The organism is Halorussus salinisoli, assembly GCA_005239435.1.
GTDB lineage: Archaea > Halobacteriota > Halobacteria > Halobacteriales > Haladaptataceae > Halorussus > Halorussus salinisoli.
The window spans coordinates 299,147-315,880 of the sequence record SZNP01000006.1; the positions used below are offsets into that span (position 1 = coordinate 299,147).

Consider the following 16,734-nt stretch of genomic DNA (forward strand, 5'->3'; position numbering starts at 1 on the left):
TCAGGCACCTCCGATGTCTTCGATGCTGACGTACCGGAACGAGAGTGCGAACGCGATGACGATGCTCACGACGATGAACATCGACGCCGCGCTCCCGAATCCGATCGCGTACAGCGAGTTGATTCGCTCCTCGATGAGTTGCCCGACCATCAGCACTTTCCCCTGACCGAGGAACTGCGGCGTGATGAACGCGCCCAGACTCGGAACGAACACGAACAGGCTCCCGCTTATCATGCCCGGCAGGACCAGCGGGAGGATGACGTCTTTCAGCGCGTCGAATCGGCTCGCACCGAGGTCGCGCGCGGCCTCGACCAGCGAGAAGTCCAGCCCTTCGAGGCTGGCGTACAGCGACAGCAGCATGTACGGGAAGTAGGCGTGAGTCAGGCCGACGACGATGGCCGGAACGCCGTAGTTGAGCAGGCCGACCGGTTCGCTCACTAGTCCGACACGCATCAGGGCGCTGTTGAGGACGCCGTTCTGTCCAAACATGAGGTACCACGAGTAGGCCCGCACGAGGTACATCGTGAAGAACGGCAGCAGCACGAGGAAGATGACGACCTTGAACGTCCGGCCGCCACGTCGCGCGAGCAGGTACGCGAGCGGGAACGCGAGCACCAGACACAGCACGGTCGTCACCGCCGCGATGGCGTACGATAGGAACAGCGACTGGAAGAACGAACTGTTCCAGAACGCGCCGTCGCCGGTACCCAGCTGGGAGTAGTTGTCCAGCGTCGGTTGCCACACGATCTGGTAGGCGTCGTTGACGTTCAGGAAACTGACCGTCACCATGAACGTGAGCGGTGCGAGCAACAGCAGAACTAACCAAACGAGCCCCGGTCCGGCGGTTATCGACAGCCGCGTCTGGCGCGAGGCGAACGCGCCGACGAACCGCTCGCGGAGCGTCTCCGACCGGCGGGGTGAGTCTACAGACATGAGAGCGAAAGCCGATTACGCGGTCTTGATCTCTTCCCACGCCTTGATCCAGGCATCCTCGTTCTCGACGGCCTTGAACGGGATCATCTCCTCGAGGCGCGAGGGGTCGACCGAGCCGTACATCTCGTTCTCCTCGTCGGTGAGGTGTTCCTGAGTACTGGGGTTACAACTCGGCGAGTAGCCGACCTTACCGAGCTTCGCGCCGAGTTCGGGGGCGATAAACTCGTTGACGACCTTCCACGCCATCTCCTTGTTCTGGGACTCCTTCGAGACGACGGCCGACTCGAACCACGCCAGCGACCCCTCTTTCGGTGCGGCCATCTCGGGCCAGTCGGTGCCGTTGTCCCACATCTCGACGATCTCGTTCCGGCCGGACTGGCCGATGACGAAGTTGCCCTGTTTGAGCGACTTGATGTAGGTCGGGTCGGCCGCGATGTACCCCTGAAGCAGGGGCTTTTGGTCCATCATCGTCTGCTTGACCTCGGCGATCTGGTCGTCAGAGAGCGTCACCTTCTCGCCCTCGAACGCGTCGCGGTAACCCAGATACAGCGCCGCGGCGCTCATGGCTTTGAAGTGGTTGTCGTACATGACGATGTTGCCCTCGTACTCGTCGGAGAACAGTTTCGCGTAGGTAGGTTCGTGGTCCTCGACTTCCCGGGAGTCGTAGGAGTAGCCGTACCAGCCGAACCGAATCGGGACGCCGTACATGTTCCCGCCGTCGGTGAACTGGTTGTCGGCGAATCCCTTGAACACGTCGTAGGTGTCGCTGTAGTTCGAGACCACGTCCTCGGGCACCGAGTCCACGAGACCGGCGTCTATCATCTTCGGGACGTAGTTGTTGTTGGGGACCGCGATGTCGTACTGCTCGTTCTGACCCGAGTTCCACGACGAGAACATCTTGGACGACGAGGTGGACTTCGTGAACTTGACGTTCACGTCGAGGCGACTCTCGATGTCCTCCTTGAGGTCGGCGTACTCCTCCCACGTCAGGATGTTGATGGTGGCGGTACCGCCACTACCGCCGCCGAAGCCCCCGATACACCCCGCGGTCATCCCGAGGGCACCTGCGGCACCCGTCGCCTTGAGGAACGTCCGGCGGTCGCTGCCGCGTCCGTTCGTCGTCTCCGATTCGCCACTGCTGCCGTCCCAGCTCTTGGGCATGCCATATCACCACATAGAGCCGCACCTTAGTTCTTACCCACAAATCCATACATTTTGATGACATTACGCCGGCAGTTTGGAGGAAATATGAAAATTTCCCTCAGTTCTTGTAGAATACTTACCGTAATGGCTGACCGTTCCGAAACAGTTTATGCGGAGTAGTGTGCTACGGTGAGGTATGGCAACGAGTGTCGATGGGCTGATACACCTCGACGGTGTTCGCAAAGAGTTCGGCGACGTGACCGCCGTCGAGGAGGTAGACCTGCTGGTGAACGAAGGCGAGTTCTTCTCGCTGGTCGGGCCGTCGGGGTGTGGCAAGACGACCACGCTCCGGATGATAAGCGGGTTCGAGACCCCGACGAGGGGGTCGGTCCACATCGACGGACGAGACATGGCGGGCGTGCCGCCGGACGCCCGAGACACCAACCTCGTCTTCCAGCATCACTCGTTGTTCCCGCACATGACCGTCGGCGAGAACGTCGCTTACGGTCTCGAAAAATCCGGCGTCGAGAAGTCCAGGCGCGAGCAGTACGTCACGGAGTACCTCGAACTCGTCGACCTCGACGGCTACGAGGACCGCAACCCCGACGACCTCTCCGGCGGTCAGCAACAGCGGGTCGCTCTCGCGCGGGCTCTGGTCAACGAGCCCAGCGTCCTGCTGTTCGACGAACCCCTGTCGAGTCTCGACCGCAAACTCCGCAAGCAGATGCAGGTCGAACTGCGCGAGATCCACGAGAAGACGCAGGGCGCCTTCTTCTACGTCACTCACGACCAGGAGGTCGCCATGACCCTCTCGGACCGCCTCGCCGTCATGAACGAGGGTCGCATCGAACAGGTCGGCACGCCCGAGGAGATATATCGGGAACCCGCCAGCGAGTTCGTCGCGGACTTCATCGGCGACACCAACCTGCTCGACGGCCGGGCGACCGGGCAGAACGGACAGACCACCGTCGAAATCGGCGGCGAAGCGGGCTTCTCGTTCACCGCCGCCGAGAGCGTGAACGACGGCGACGTGACAGTCTCCATCCGGCCGGAGGACTTCCGACTCGCCGAGAACGGCGACGCGACGTTCGAGGGCGAAGTGATCGAACGCTACTTCCAGGGCGACCAGACCAACTACGTCGTGGACGCGGGGGCCGACGGTCTCTCGGACGTGCAGGTCGTCATGCAGGGCCGCAACAGTCCCGTCTCGCCGGGCGAGCGCGCGGCGTTCGCCATCGATGACGACGCACCGGTCGTCTTCGAGAAGTAGTGGCGTAGTGTGGCCGCCGGTCACCTCCGTCTCGATTCCGGTAATCGTCCGTGACGAACCGTGAAGACTCTTAAAGGAGGCCTTCGATTGTACTGCACGTATGAGCTTCGACGAGATGGACGTGGACACGATCTGGATGGACGGCGAGTTCGTCGACTGGGACGAGGCACAGATTCACGTCCTCACGCACGGCCTGCACTACGGAAGCGGCGTCTTCGAGGGCGTCCGCTGTTACGACACCGAGAACGGACCGGCGATCTTCCGGTGGGAAGAGCACCTGGAGCGACTGTACGACTCCTGCAAGCCCTACGACCTCGAAATCGACCACGAACCCGAGGAACTCACCGAGGCCACCAAGCGACTCATCCGCGAACAGGACCTGGCGTCGTGCTACGTCCGACCCATCGCGTTCTACGGCTACGAGAGTCTCGGCGTGAGTCCGGGCGACTGCCCGACTCGAACCGCCATCGCGGCGTGGCCGTGGGGCGCGTACCTCGGCGACGAGGCGCTCGAAAACGGCGTCGAAGTGATGGTGTCGTCGTGGCGCAAGCACGCCTCCAGCCAGATTCCGACCAACGCCAAGACCACCGGCCTGTACGTCAACAGCATGCTCGCAGGCGAGGAGGCGCGTCGGAACGGGTTCGCCGAGGCCATCGTCCTCAACAAGGAGGGTAACGTCGCCGAAGGGCCGGGCGAGAACCTCTTCATGGTCAAGGACGGCGAACTCTTCACCCCCGGGCTCGCCGAGAGCATCCTCGACGGCATCACCCGCGACTCGGTCATCACCCTGGCCGAGGAGATGGGCTACACCGTCCACGACCAGGCGACCATCTCGCGCGGCGAACTCAACACCGCCGACGAACTGTTCTTCACCGGGTCTGCCGCGGAGGTCACGCCCATCCGGCAGGTTGACAACGTCGAAATCGGAAACGGCGGCCGCGGCCCCGTCACCGAGGAGATTCAGTCGCGGTTCTTCGACGTGGTGAACCGCCGCACCGACGACTACGAAGAGTGGTTCGAGTACGTCGAAGAGTAGAAACCCGTACCGACCGTTCGTAGTCCGACCCGCGGTCGGTTCACTGCGGCGGTGGCGACTGCGTCTCTTTTTCGTCCTGCACGTCGATGGGAATCCCGGCCTCGCTCGTCTCGCCGAATCCGGCACTGAGGACGCGGGTCAGCGCGTCCTCGACGCTCTCGTCGGTCTCCTCGAACCGACTCGGTTCCACCTCGACGACGAAGCCGGTGGTGATGTTCGGTGCGGTCGGGAGGAAGAGGAGTTCGCGGCCGTCTTCGGTCGTCTTGCCCGTCTTGAACGCGGTCATACGCATCCCCTCCCAGGTCTCCAGTTTGACCGGGGCCTGTAGGTCGGTCGAGTCCGAGAGCGCCGTCTCGGCCGCCATCTTCGAGGCGTTGTAGACCACCCGGAGACCCGGGAGTCGATTCATCATGCCGTCGATGCCGCCCTCCACGAGCGACCCGACCGCGGTCCGCATCATGTAGCCGACGCTGAGGACGAGCATCGTGAACACCACGATAGTCAGGACGACCCTGTACACCGGGTCCGCCACGCCCGGAATCGGAATCCTGGCTATCTGCTTGAACATCCAGTGAACGATGTAGAGCGTGACGAGTATCGGAAGGAGGACGATGAGGCCGCTGGCCGCATCCCGTTTCCACGAGGACATTTGTCGGGAGTATCCGACCGCAGGTCCATAAACTAGGTGTTATCCGACGAGCGCTGCCGCGAGCGCGTTTGCGTGGCGGGGGCGAGAACCCTCACCGACCGAGAACGCACGTCCGCCGAAGGCCCTCACCGACCGAGAACGCACGTCCGCCGAAGGCCCTCACCGACCGAGAACGCACGTCCGCCGAAGGCCCTCACCGACCGACGACGGCCCGGAGCGCGAACAGCAGGTTCTCCTTGCGCTCCATCGCGCGCCGGTAGAAGTACGAGAGCCACTTGTCGCCGTAGGGGACGTACTGCCAGACCTCGTACTCCTCGGCGAGGTCGTACTGGGCGTCCTCGCGCACGCCCATCAGCATCTGCACCTCGAAGTCGGTGCCGTACTCGTCGTGGAGGTCCTCGGCGTACGAAATCATCTCCGGGTCGTGGCTTCCGACCGCGATACCCCCGTCGAACTGCTGGAACATGTACTCGAGCTGCTCCTTGTAGGCGGCGTTGACCGCCGACTTCTCCTTGAGTGCGACCTCTGCGGGCGGGTCGTAGGCACCCTTGACGAGTCGGACCTTCCCGGGGAGGTCGGCGAGGCGTTCGAGGTCCTCGTCGGTTCGCTTGAGGTTCGCCTGCACGCAGACGCCGACCCCGCCTTCGTGTTTTCGGGCGAGTTTCTCGAAGATGTCGAGGGTGGCGTCGGTCGTGTCGTGGTCCTCCATGTCGATCCAGACGAACACGTCGTGGTCGGCGGCGTAGTCGGCGATGCGCTCGACGTTCTCGTGGAACACCTCCACCCCCACGTCGAGACCGACCTGCGAGGGCTTGACCGAGATGCAGGCGTCGGCGTCCGCGCTCTCGATGTCCTCCACCAGTCGGAGGTACGCCTCGGCGTCCTCGTCGGCGGGTCCGCGGGCGTCGTAGTGTTCGCCCAGGAGGTTCAGGATGGCCTTCACGTTCCGGTCGTTCAACTCCCGGGCGTGGTCGATGGCTTCGGCCGGTGACTCTCCGGCGACGAACTTGCTCGCGATGGGAGGTATCATGGTCGGGTCTTTGCATCCGCCCGTCTTATAAAGTGGGCATCCGAGATACTGTCGGCGGAGCGGTTCGACCGCGAAACCGCGTTTTGGAACGACAGGTGCGTGGGCGGGGAGAGCGAAGGGAGGCGGGCGAAAGTGAGAATTGGCTGCTCGAAAGTCGCCACTAGCTGAGTGACTGCCGCCGAAGGTTTAGCTTAATTCGGAGTGTTCAGGACGCCGACGAGAGATGCGACGGATGCCGTATCTGAGGCGACAAGAGTGCAACGCGGGCGGTAACGGACTTTTTACGACGAAAACGGTCGCGGTGGTTTTCCGCGTCGCGCGGCGTAGATGTACCCGCATCGTTCGCGAACCAGCGTTTATTCGAGAGGTTACCATGACAGAGAGTGCTAACTCGAACATCGTTTCTGACGGAGCGACGGCACTGCAGGACGCAGGTGCCGGAGGAGAGGGGTACATGTTCAACAACCAGTTCCAGCCGGGAGCGCAGTTCGTCGTCGTCACACCGTCACTCGACTGGGCACCGCAAGGAGCAGGCGAGGGGCAGTTCGGCACCTCGTTCAACACGCGCATCGTCCAGTACGTCGGCGCGGCCAACCAGTTCGCCTTCCTGTTCCCGTACGAGGACGCCGAAGTGTCGGAGGGACAGCGATACACGCTCGGCGGCGACTGGGAGGACATCGAGGAGCAGACGGACGGCGACGGGGTGAACTTCGTCAACGTCACGTTCAACCCGGCGTAGCGTCGCAGAACGACTTCGGCCACTACGACACACATCATGACAGACGACACGAACACGCTCGAACGACTCATCGGGGAATCGTCGAGACGAACGTTCATGAAGGGGAGCGCCCTCGCCTCCGGCGGACTGGCGCTGAGCCTTTCCGGGTTCGGCGGCGTCGCGGCTCAGGACGGCGACGCCACTCGGGGCGTGATGCTCAACAGCCAGTTCTCCGCCGGTGCGCGTTTCACCGTCGCTTCCGACGCTCTCGGCTGGGCACCCGTCCAGACCGACGCGCAGGGCAACCAACTCGACACGCGGGTGATCAACTATCGGTACTCGCAGGGTGCGTACGCGATGTTGTTCGTCCCGCAGAACGCTAACTTACAGGAGGGCCAGACGTACGAGTTCGGGACGGGAACGCAGGGGTTCGACGTCGACGTGGACGGTCTCGACGAGGACCTCGTGTTCGACGACGAGGCGGAACTGGGACTGGTCGGCGTGCAGTTCACTCCGGTCCAGCAGGCGACGACCCAGGGCGGCAATCAGACCGCGGGGAACCAGACGGCGACGAACCAGACGGCGGGCGACGACGGAACCTGACTAGTCCGGGTCGATCCGCGTCCGAAAGCTCGTTTTTTCGAAGCCGTCTCAACCCGGGCCGTATCGGAACGCGAGCGTCTGAGCGACGAATCCCGCGACCAGTAGCACAGCGTTCCGAACCGGAGCCCCCAGCGGAACGACCTCGACGGAGAGCTTTCGGTCGAAGACCGGCCAGAACGGACTCACCGGTTGCGTGCCGGGGAGCAGAACGAGGACGTCGGCGACGACGTGACTGGCGACGCCGAGAAACGCGCCAGCGGTGGCCCACGTGAACACCTGCTTCGGGGTCAAGTTCGACCAGCGAGACGTCGCCGACGAGGCGACGTACGCCCAGAAGGCCGCGGCACCGACCGCCCCGACCGCGATTCCGGCGACGACCGCGAACAGGAACGTGTGCGTCACTCCGTGGTGAGTCACGACCGGGAGGTGTTTGTCGAGGTCCGGGAGGACGGCGGTGAGCAGGACGAACGACGAGAACACCGTTCCGGTCTTCCGACCCAGGAAGAACGCGAACGGGGCGGCGAGTATCAGCGCGACGCCGTAGTGGCCGGTGGGGTACATAGCGCGAACGACTCGCCACGGGCTACGCCACAGAGAGGGGTAACAGTTGTCGCCGGCGGGTCAAGAGGAGCGCAGGACGCCGAGTCGATGGTACCCCCACGCCATCAGTCCGAGTCCCGCGACGACCCCGATTCCGAGGACGACGACGGGGAGCGTTCGTCCGGGTAGCGGCCCGTGAAGCGGGTCGAAGGCCAACTGCCAGAGGCAGTAGGCGAAGACGGTCGTTCCCACGAGGACTGCCATCGGTTCGAGTTCCCGAACCACGGGTTCGGTACGCGACCGACGCACCTAATACTTCGACACTCCGAGCGAGAGCGAATCTCCGGTTCTTAAGGGTCGTCGGTTCGCGTGTCGTCACATGGGTGTCTACGAGATAGTCGTAATCGCGTTGTGGGCGATGTTGCCCGCGTACGTCCCGAACAACGCCGCGGTGCTGGCGGGCGGCGGTCGGCCCATCGACGGCGGGCGGACGTGGAACGGGCGACGACTCCTCGGCGACGGCAAGACGTGGCGGGGCACCGCGGTCGGCATCCTCGTTGGCGCGGCGCTGGCGCTGGCGCTCAACGCCGTCGAACCGACCGCTTCGGACCTGTTCGGGGTCGGCCTGCCGACGTTCCCGCTCGCGGTGATGGTCGCGCTCCCCACGGGCGCCATGGCCGGCGACATCGCGGCCTCGTTTCTGAAGCGCCGGACCGGTCGCCAGCGCGGCGCGGCGTTCCCCGGACTCGACCAACTCGACTTCGTCGTCTTCTCGCTGCTGCTGGCGTTTCTGGCCGACCCCAACTGGTTCGGCGACGTGTTCACCGTGCCGGTGCTGGTGGCCGTCGTCGTGGCGACGCCGCTCCTGCATCTGGTGACGAACGGCATCGCCTACGCCCTCGGGTTGAAAGACGAGCCCTGGTGAACAGCGACCGTTTTCTTGCGAGCGCAGTCGCCGTCGGCGACTGCGCTCGCTATGAGGCTCGACCGAAAAGCCGTCGTCACCCCCTCAGCCTCGCGCCGACGGCGCGAGGCCGAGAGGGTTCCTCGGCCGGCGCGTTCGCTCGCTGCGTCCTCGGCGCAAAGCGCCGAAGGCTCGGAGGACCTCCGGCGCTCGTTCGCTCGCGGTGAACTGCTGTAGCGAACCCTGACCGCACCACTAAATAGCACTGTAGCGAGGATTAATGAGTTTCTGCCTGTGTCTAAGGGATATATTTGTTTTCTAAAGAAATGTATAGTCATGCGAGAAACGCGACCGGGTCGCTCAGGTGCCGAGCGCGAACGGCCACGACCCGCCGCTGACCGCCAGCAGAACCAGCGCACCGCCGACCAGCGCGACGTTCTTCAGGAAGTCGGTCATCTCCTGCTGTTGCCGTTCGGGGTCCTCGACCGACCAGAAGTCGTGGAACATCGGCGTCGCGACGACGAGGAACGCGACGAGCGCGGCCGCGCCGACGAGCGGAAACACTCCGAGGACGATGGACGCGCCGCCGAGAACGAGCAGGCCGCCCGAGGCGTACACCGAGAGCGTGGGGGCAGGCGCACCCTTCGCCTCGGCGTAGCCCGCCATCTGGTCGGCTTGCAGGAAGTGGTTGAGGCCCATGAACGCGAGGACGCCGCCGAACAGCACCCGACCGACCAGAAACGCGACGGAACTGATAGTTTCGACCGCCATCAGGCAGTCACCCCCGCGAGAAGGGTAATCGTCGCACGACTCCGCACTGGAGCTTCGATAGTTGGTTTCATCACGTAACCTACTTCGCATCGGAACCTATTTGTGTATTTGGCGACAATACAGTCAGTAGCTATCACCAATGTCGTCAATCCATTCGGAGCCTGACACTGTCGAGGAAAAGAACTCCGGCGCGTGCCCGGTTGTCGAGGCCATCGAAGAAATCGGCTCGCAGTGGCGACTCGTCGTCCTCCACGACCTGTACGACAGCGACGAGAAGCGATTCAACGAACTCGAACGCTCGACCGGCGCGAGTTCCCGGACGCTCTCGCGCGTCCTCGACGACCTCGAAGAGGCCGGTCTCGTGAACCGGCGAGTCGAGGACAGACCCATCGCCACTTACTACAGTCTGACCGAGAAGAGCCGCGAGTTGTGCCCCGTCTTCGAGGAGCTCCAGACGTGGGCCGACGCGTGGCTCGACGTGGAGACGGCCGACGACTGACCTGCGCGTTCGACCGACCGACGCCAGACCGACACCTGCCCCGCGACGTCCGACCGGCCCGCACCAAACGAAACGGCTTATCACTCCCGCCGTCCCGACTCTTCGACAATGACGAACGACGAACTCATCGCGGCGCTCCGGGAGGCAGAGGCGGTCGAGTACGGCGAGTTCGAGCTCTCCCACGGCGGCACCAGCGACTACTACGTGGACAAGTACCTCTTCGAGACCGACCCGGACTGCCTCGAACTCATCGCGGAGGCGTTCGCCGAGCGGTTAGAACGTGGCGACGGGCACGCAAGCGAGACGAAACTCGCGGGTGTGGCGCTCGGCGGGGTCCCGCTCGTGGCAGTCACCAGCGTCGAGACCGGGAACCCCTACGTCATCGCGCGCAAGCAGAAGAAAGAGTACGGCACGGCCAACCTCGTCGAAGGCAGACTGGACGAGGGCGAGGAGGTCGTCGTCCTCGAAGACATCGCCACGACCGGCCAGAGCGCCGCCGACGCCGTGGAAGCCCTGCGCGACGCGGGCGCGACCGTGAACCGCGTCCTCGTCGTGGTAGACCGCGAAGAGGGCGCGGCCGAGAACCTGGCGGAGTACGACGTGGAACTCGAATCGCTGTTGACCGCGACCGAACTGCTCGACGCCGAGTAGTCGGGTTACGCGACCGGGAGTGCCCACGATTACGCAACGAGGCACGTCCACGATTGCGCACTTCTGCCGAAATCCCCTCACCCGGCTATCGAGATATTCAAGTTCGTGGGGTACATCGGACGGGGATATGAACCGAGCAGAGAAGGCGACCCTCCAGTTGCAGGCGGTCGCCGTCCTCCGAATGCTGAAGGAGACCCGGACGTACGACGAACTCGCCGAGGTTACGGGTCTCCCGGCGGGCGACCTGAACCGCTACGTCAACGGACACGTCCTGCCGAGCGTCGACCGAGCGAGAGACATCGTGGGCGGCGTCGGCCGCGACGAACTGGCCGCCGAACTGGAGGCCCGGATTCGGGTGGACGACGAGGGGTACGTGGACAACTCCGGCGTGGTCTTCGACCAGTCGTTCCTCGACCTCGTGGCACCCGTCGCGGCCGAGGCCTTCGACTTCGACCGACCCGACGTGGTGCTGACCGCGGCCACCGACGGCATCACCCTCGGCGCGGCGATGGCGGGATACTTCGACGCCCGCGTCGCCTACGCCAAGAAGTCCAAGGAGACCGCGGTCGAGGAGTTCATCGAGTCGCGCCAGCGCCTCCAGTCGGGCATCGAACTCACCTACTACCTGCCCGCCTCGGCCATCGGTTCGGGCGAGACCGTCCTCGTCGTGGACGACCTCATCCGGTCGGGCGAGACCCAAGAACTCCTGCTCGACATCGTGGACCGGGCCGACGCCACGGTCAGCGGCGTGTTCGCGCTCATCGCCGCCGGAGACGAGGGTCTGGACCGCGCGAAGGGCCGAACCGACGCTCCGGTCGGGGCGCTGACGACGTACGAGCAGTGACCGCCGGTTTCGGCGTCGGTGATACGCACGTCTATGCAATCTTTTCGTTCTTCTACCGTTGTTACCGAGGAATCAATGCATATTTGTGCACCAATGCCGAGTTTCGATGAGAATCCTTAAGTACGCTTTCGAGAGTATGCCCAGTCGTGCAACATGGGGATCGAAGAAACAACTGACTCCCACTCCGACTCGGGCACGACCGGCGCGCTCGCGGAGTACTTCGGCTTCGACGAACACGGAACCGACCTCCGGACGGAGATAATCGCGGGTATCACGACGTTCCTGACGATGAGCTACATCGTCGTCGTCAACCCGGCGATCCTCTCGAACGCCATCCAACCGGCTGGCGTCGGACCGGGGCGGACGTTCCAGATGCTCGCGGTCGTGACGCTCATCGCCGCGGCGGTCGCCACGCTGATAATGGCGTTCTACGCGAACCGGCCGTTCGCGCAAGCGCCGGGTCTCGGCCTGAACGCGTTCTTCGCGTTCACCGTCGTCGGCGCGCTCGGCGTCAGCTGGCAGACCGCGCTCGCCGCGGTGTTCGTCGAAGGTATCGTCTTCATCGGACTCACCGCAGTCGGGGCCCGCGAATACATCATTCGACTGTTTCCCGAACCGGTGAAACTCGCCGTCGGTGCCGGTATCGGTCTCTTCCTCGCCATCATCGGTCTGGAGGAGATGCGAGTCGTCGCCGGGGACGCCTCGACGTTCCTCACGTTCAATCCGGTGTTCGCGTCCGACCCCGTCGCCATCGTCTCTGTCGTCGGACTGTTCCTCACTCTCGCGCTCTACGCCCGCGGCGTCACCGGGTCCATCATCGTCGGCATCGTGCTGACCACGATAATGGGGTACACCGCCAGTGCGATGGGCTACTCGGCGTTCCCCGCCGACCAAGCGCCGCCGGGCATCACGCTCAAAGCGCCGATGACGCTCACCTCGACCGCACCCATCACCTACGACGCCACGAGCTACAACATCGCGCCGCTGGCCGGTGCATTCGTGACCGGCCTCCAGAACATCGAGGGCTTCTCGTTCGCGCTCGTCGTCTTCACGTTCTTCTTCGTGGACTTCTTCGACACCGCCGGGACGCTGACCGGCGTCTCGCAGGTCGCTGGCTTCCTCGACGAGGACGGTAACCTCCCCGACATCGACAAGCCGCTGATGGCCGACGCCGTCGGCACCACGGTCGGCGGTGCGCTCGGCACCTCGACGGTCACGACGTACATCGAGTCCGCGACCGGCGTCGAGGAGGGCGGCCGGACCGGGATGACCGCGCTCGTGGTCGGACTCCTGTTTCTCGCCTCGCTCGCGGTCGTCCCGCTCGCGGTCGCCGTGCCGACCTACGCCTCTCACCTCGTACTGGTCGTCATCGGCATCGTGATGCTCCGGAACGTCGTGGAGATCGCGTGGGACGACATCACCTACGCCGTCCCTGCGGGCATGACCATCCTCGTCATGCCGTTCACGTTCTCCATCGCGTACGGTATCGCGGCCGGAATCGTCTCCTACCCCATCGTGAAACTCGCGGCGGGAGAGGTCGAAGACACCCGGCTCGGCCACTGGGTTCTCGCGGCCCTGTTCGTCTTCTACTTCTTCGTCCGGACGAGCGGCCTGCTCCAAGGGAACGTCTGAGGCCGTTCGTCGACCGGGTTCCGTCGATTTCGTCGCCTGCGAGTCGTTCTCTCGCCTCGGAAACCTTTATGTCGTTAGCTGCCGACTTTATCTTTCGACAATGGACGAATACGATACGGACGGGCCGGGAGACGAACCGATAGCGAACATCTACTACGCCGACGAGGAGGCGACGAAAGTCGACGCGGCGTTCGTCATCGAGGACTGGGACTGGGTGGTCGGCTTCGACCAGGTGGCGACCGACGAGTACGACTACGTCTCGATTCCGATAGCGAAGGTCATCGGCGTCATGTCGCCGAAGTACACCACCTTCACGCGGAACGGACGTCGGGTGACGGGGTACGGCGTCGACGACGAGGGTGTCGAAGCGTTCGCCGAGCGATTGCCCGTCTGACTGGCTTTTAATTGACTCGGATTCGTGGAGAGTGACATGAACGTCCCCTCTCGTCCCGTCCCCCGACGGTGGTTGGTCCGGGGTGCGACTGCGCTCCTCGTCGTCGCCCTGGTCGCACCCGCAGGTATCTCGGGCGCGACGTACTTCGCCACGACCGAAGACCCCACGAATCTCCGCGCGTCGGTGGACGAACCCGCGAACGGCACGACGGTCGTCTCGATTCAGGGCTTTCACTTCCAGGGGATGGCCAACGAGGACAAGCCCGCGCGCCTCGTCGCGGTCGGCCCTCGCGGGGAGGTCCAGTGGGTACACGACGGGTCCGGATTCGACGCGCGATGGTTCTACGACGTGGACCCGCTCGAGAACCGGAACCTGCTCGTGACCGCGACGACGCCGAACGCCACGCTGGTCTACGAGTTGGACCCCGAAACGCAGGAGCGCGTCTGGACCGAGCGACTCCCCATCCACGACACCCACGACGTCGACCTCATCAACGGCGACCAACTGCTGGTCGCCAACATGCGCGCTTCCGACCGCGGCGACCGCATCTTCGTCTACAATACGACGACCGACGAGACGGTCTGGGAGTGGGAGTTCGCCGAACACGGCTACTCCGAGTCGGGCGGCGGCGGGGCGAACGACTGGACCCACGTCAACGACGTGGACAAGATCGGCGACGGCGAGTATCTGGTCTCGCCGCGGAACTTCGACCAGGTCATCGTCGTGAATCGCTCGACCGGAAACGTCTCGATGCGCCTCGGGAGCGACGGCGACCACGAGACGCTGTACGAGCAGCACAATCCGATGTACCTCGAAAGCGAGAACGGCACGCCCACGATGCTGGTCGCCGACAGCGAGAACGACCGCGTCGTGGAGTACGCCCGGAACGGCTCCGGCGAGTGGACCCGAACGTGGAGCATCGGCACGCGGGGACTCAACTGGCCGCGGGACGCCGACCGCCTGCCCAACGGCAACACGCTGGTCGTGGACACGATGCACCACCGCGTCTTCGAGGTGACGCCGACCGGCGAAATCGTCTGGGAGTTCCACGCGCCGTGGGCACCCTACGACGTAGAGCGCATCCCCTACGGCGACGAACCCGGCGGCCCGACGATGAGCGACGCGGGAGCGACCGGCGACTACAACCTCAGCGGGAGCGGACTGAAGATTCAGGGCAAGGACACCAAGACGGTCTCGTTCTGGCTGACCGAGACGTTCGAGGGGACCGTACTGGAGTCGCAGGCCAGCGAGTTCGCCCGGCTCTGGGCCCACGTCACCCCGTGGATTCGCCCGGTCTGGATGACGAGTTGGGAGTTCCTCGGCGCGCTTCTCGGGGGACTCGCCGTGGTCGCGTGGGGTCTCGGCGAGGCGGTGTATCAGCGACGGCGGATTCGACGTGGACTCTCGAAGGCCGTGAACCGGGTGCGACGGCCGACCGAGTGAGAACCGAGACGGCGGCCGTGTGTTCTCCCCTCGCACTCGGTGTGGCTCTCGTCCCCGTGCGTGCTGGCGCGGTGCGCAGTCGCGCACCGCGCCCAACCGCGCGAGGGCGAGGACAGCAGGGAACGCAGTGACCGAGGACCGCGAGCGGTTGGGGAGGGACGAGGCCCGCGGTGGCGGTGCGGTGCCGGGCGGTAGACTCCGTGGCGTCGGCGGTAGCTATCCCGACGGGTCACAGCGTCACGGATGGCGAGTAAAGAAATTATAATATTGTCTTTGCAAATAAAAAAGCGTCTTAAAGACGTACTTTTAATTCCGTCCGAGATTACGTCACGTCCTTCCGGCACCATCACGTTCTTCCCCGCGAAGTGATTACGGACGAACATGGCGAACCTCGAACTGTACGAACTCCAGGGCTGTCCGTACTGCGCGAAAGTCGTAGACAAACTCGACGAACTCGGACTCGACTACGAGTCCCACGTGGTCGCCGGTCCGAAGTCCGAGCGCGACGAGGTAGAGCGAGTCAGCGGCCAGCGCGGCGTCCCCGTGCTGGCGGACGAGGAGAACGGCGTCGAAGGCATGCCCGAGAGCGACGACATCGTGGAGTATCTGGAAGAGACGTACGGCGACGGCGCGGCGTAACGGCTCTTCCTACGTCGAAACGAAAAGGTCTCTTCTCGAAACCGAGGTCGAAAACGCGACCGGGGACCGGCTAGGCCGGTTTCTCGCTCCGCTCCCGAATCAAGTCCCGCAGTTCGTCGGGGTCGTCGATGTCCTCTAACTCCTCGCGCTCGACCAGGCCCGTGCCGTCCACGTTCTCGCGCTTGGCCTCGTCCACGAAGTAGACCGACTGGGTTTTCGCCACGCGGCCGATGGAAGCCATGATGCGGGCCCGCTTCTCGGCGGTCTTGGTGAACGCCGAGTGGCCGGTCAGGACGTTCTCCTCGCTGTCGTTGTCCTCGCTGACGGTCTTGAAGGGAGCGCGGACCGTCGGGTGGACCTCGAAGCCGGCGCGGGTGAGGACGGTGACGATGCGCTCGTCGTCGCTCTCGGGTTCGGGGTCGTCGGGCGTCGGGTCGTCCTCGCGGACCTTGTCGGCCCCGTCGAGTACGTCCACGGGGCTGGTGAGGTCGCCCTCGAACATGTCTTCGAGTTCGAGCGCGACCTCCACGCTGGCGTTCATGCCGTCCTCGTACTTCGAGACGGTGCGCCGCGAGACGCCGAGTTCGGAGGCCAGACGGCCGAGGCTCCAGTCGCGTTCCTCGCGCTCGTCGCGCAACACGTCGCCATCGATGTTGACGTAGAGACCGCCCGGTGCAGCGTAGATCAGCGGCGACATTCCCTCCACGAACAGTTCCATGGCGGTGTCGGGACTCAGGACCGGAACGCCGTGGCGGAAGTAGACCACTCCCGGTTCCAGGTCCTCGTCGCGGGTCCGGAGACCGACGACGACGGGGGTCGCGTTCAGGTAATCCCCGAGTCGTCGCATCTCTAGACCGGTGGCGTCGTCGAATGCGTCTACGTTGGCCAGAATCTTCAGCAAGAGCAGGTCGCGGCCGCGTCTCGCAGCCACGTCGAAGCTCTTGGGTCGGATTGCGCACCGGTCGCTAACGGTAAAGCCCGCGTCTTCGAGCATTGCGGTCACGTTCCCGACCAGTGCAGACCGGGACATATCCG

The 16,734-nt window shown here is 64.3% G+C and carries 20 protein-coding genes; 12 read left to right on the top strand and 8 right to left on the bottom strand.

All coding sequences use genetic code 11. From position 1 onward, the window contains the following. Both E2484_RS18320 and E2484_RS18325 read right to left on the bottom strand, forming a co-directional pair. Positions 1-933 (bottom strand): ABC transporter permease, encoded by a 933-nt coding sequence (locus E2484_RS18320; RefSeq protein WP_137286627.1) that lies wholly within the window; start codon positions 931-933, stop codon positions 1-3. Between the two features lie 15 nt (positions 934-948). Continuing rightward, positions 949-2,094, bottom strand: a complete 1,146-nt coding sequence (locus E2484_RS18325; protein WP_137286628.1) for an ABC transporter substrate-binding protein — start codon at positions 2,092-2,094, stop codon at positions 949-951. A gap of 178 nt (positions 2,095-2,272) precedes the next feature. Between E2484_RS18325 and E2484_RS18330 the strand changes: the two genes are divergently transcribed. Next, positions 2,273-3,346, top strand: a complete 1,074-nt coding sequence (locus E2484_RS18330; RefSeq protein WP_137286629.1) for an ABC transporter ATP-binding protein — start codon at positions 2,273-2,275, stop codon at positions 3,344-3,346. Between the two features lie 100 nt (positions 3,347-3,446). Further along, on the top strand, positions 3,447-4,382 hold the full coding sequence (locus E2484_RS18335) for a branched-chain amino acid transaminase (protein ID WP_137286630.1): 936 nt from the start codon (positions 3,447-3,449) through the stop codon (positions 4,380-4,382). Positions 4,383-4,422: 40 nt separating this feature from the next. Here E2484_RS18335 and E2484_RS18340 read toward each other — a convergent pair whose 3' ends face one another. Together E2484_RS18340 and E2484_RS18345 are read right to left on the bottom strand one after the other, a co-directional pair. Beyond that, complete coding sequence (locus E2484_RS18340; protein WP_137286631.1) at positions 4,423-5,031, bottom strand: DUF502 domain-containing protein; 609 nt, start codon at positions 5,029-5,031, stop codon at positions 4,423-4,425. A gap of 193 nt (positions 5,032-5,224) precedes the next feature. Further along, positions 5,225-6,061: a proline dehydrogenase family protein gene (locus tag E2484_RS18345; protein ID WP_137286632.1), complete on the bottom strand. Its 837-nt coding sequence runs from the start codon at positions 6,059-6,061 to the stop codon at positions 5,225-5,227. Between the two features lie 373 nt (positions 6,062-6,434). Here E2484_RS18345 and E2484_RS18350 point away from each other — a divergent pair, with 373 nt between their 5' ends. Next, positions 6,435-6,800, top strand: coding sequence for a hypothetical protein (locus E2484_RS18350; protein ID WP_137286633.1), 366 nt, complete (start codon positions 6,435-6,437; stop codon positions 6,798-6,800). A gap of 36 nt (positions 6,801-6,836) precedes the next feature. Beyond that, complete coding sequence (locus E2484_RS18355) at positions 6,837-7,382, top strand: twin-arginine translocation signal domain-containing protein (RefSeq protein WP_137286634.1); 546 nt, start codon at positions 6,837-6,839, stop codon at positions 7,380-7,382. A 48-nt stretch (positions 7,383-7,430) separates the two neighbouring features. Here E2484_RS18355 and E2484_RS18360 read toward each other — a convergent pair whose 3' ends face one another. Both E2484_RS18360 and E2484_RS18365 read right to left on the bottom strand, forming a co-directional pair. Continuing rightward, on the bottom strand, positions 7,431-7,943 hold the full coding sequence (locus E2484_RS18360) for a metal-dependent hydrolase (RefSeq protein ID WP_137286635.1): 513 nt from the start codon (positions 7,941-7,943) through the stop codon (positions 7,431-7,433). A gap of 60 nt (positions 7,944-8,003) precedes the next feature. After that, a complete protein-coding gene (locus E2484_RS18365) occupies positions 8,004-8,207 on the bottom strand; it encodes a hypothetical protein (RefSeq protein WP_137286636.1) in 204 nt (67 codons plus the stop codon). A gap of 94 nt (positions 8,208-8,301) precedes the next feature. On the opposite strand from E2484_RS18365, the gene E2484_RS18370 reads away from it, so the two are divergent. Next, entirely contained in the window at positions 8,302-8,847 is a 546-nt protein-coding gene (locus E2484_RS18370; RefSeq protein WP_137286637.1) for a CDP-2,3-bis-(O-geranylgeranyl)-sn-glycerol synthase, read from the top strand. Between the two features lie 339 nt (positions 8,848-9,186). Here the strand turns inward: E2484_RS18370 and E2484_RS18375 are convergent, their stop codons facing one another. Then, complete coding sequence (locus E2484_RS18375) at positions 9,187-9,597, bottom strand: DoxX family protein (RefSeq protein WP_137286638.1); 411 nt, start codon at positions 9,595-9,597, stop codon at positions 9,187-9,189. A gap of 139 nt (positions 9,598-9,736) precedes the next feature. Between E2484_RS18375 and E2484_RS18380 the strand changes: the two genes are divergently transcribed. The 7 genes from E2484_RS18380 (at position 9,737) to E2484_RS18410 (ending at position 15,699) form a co-directional block, all read left to right on the top strand. Beyond that, positions 9,737-10,096: a winged helix-turn-helix transcriptional regulator gene (locus E2484_RS18380; RefSeq protein ID WP_137286639.1), complete on the top strand. Its 360-nt coding sequence runs from the start codon at positions 9,737-9,739 to the stop codon at positions 10,094-10,096. A 108-nt stretch (positions 10,097-10,204) separates the two neighbouring features. Beyond that, positions 10,205-10,747: an orotate phosphoribosyltransferase gene (gene pyrE, locus E2484_RS18385; RefSeq protein WP_137286640.1), complete on the top strand. Its 543-nt coding sequence runs from the start codon at positions 10,205-10,207 to the stop codon at positions 10,745-10,747. Positions 10,748-10,874: 127 nt separating this feature from the next. Further along, positions 10,875-11,591, top strand: a complete 717-nt coding sequence (locus E2484_RS18390; RefSeq protein ID WP_137286641.1) for a phosphoribosyltransferase family protein — start codon at positions 10,875-10,877, stop codon at positions 11,589-11,591. Positions 11,592-11,744: 153 nt separating this feature from the next. Further along, the gene (locus E2484_RS18395) at positions 11,745-13,223 is read left to right on the top strand and encodes an NCS2 family permease (RefSeq protein WP_137286642.1); all 1,479 of its coding nucleotides are present in this window, start codon (positions 11,745-11,747) and stop codon (positions 13,221-13,223) included. A 100-nt stretch (positions 13,224-13,323) separates the two neighbouring features. Then, positions 13,324-13,617, top strand: a complete 294-nt coding sequence (locus E2484_RS18400) for a hypothetical protein (protein WP_137286643.1) — start codon at positions 13,324-13,326, stop codon at positions 13,615-13,617. A gap of 36 nt (positions 13,618-13,653) precedes the next feature. Beyond that, positions 13,654-15,060 (top strand): aryl-sulfate sulfotransferase, encoded by a 1,407-nt coding sequence (locus tag E2484_RS18405; protein WP_137286644.1) that lies wholly within the window; start codon positions 13,654-13,656, stop codon positions 15,058-15,060. 381 nt (positions 15,061-15,441) lie between these two features. Beyond that, positions 15,442-15,699 (top strand): glutathione S-transferase N-terminal domain-containing protein, encoded by a 258-nt coding sequence (locus tag E2484_RS18410; RefSeq protein WP_137286645.1) that lies wholly within the window; start codon positions 15,442-15,444, stop codon positions 15,697-15,699. 70 nt (positions 15,700-15,769) lie between these two features. Here the strand turns inward: E2484_RS18410 and E2484_RS18415 are convergent, their stop codons facing one another. After that, entirely contained in the window at positions 15,770-16,729 is a 960-nt protein-coding gene (locus E2484_RS18415) for a transcriptional regulator (RefSeq protein ID WP_137286646.1), read from the bottom strand. Between the last annotated feature and the right edge of the window lie 5 nt (positions 16,730-16,734).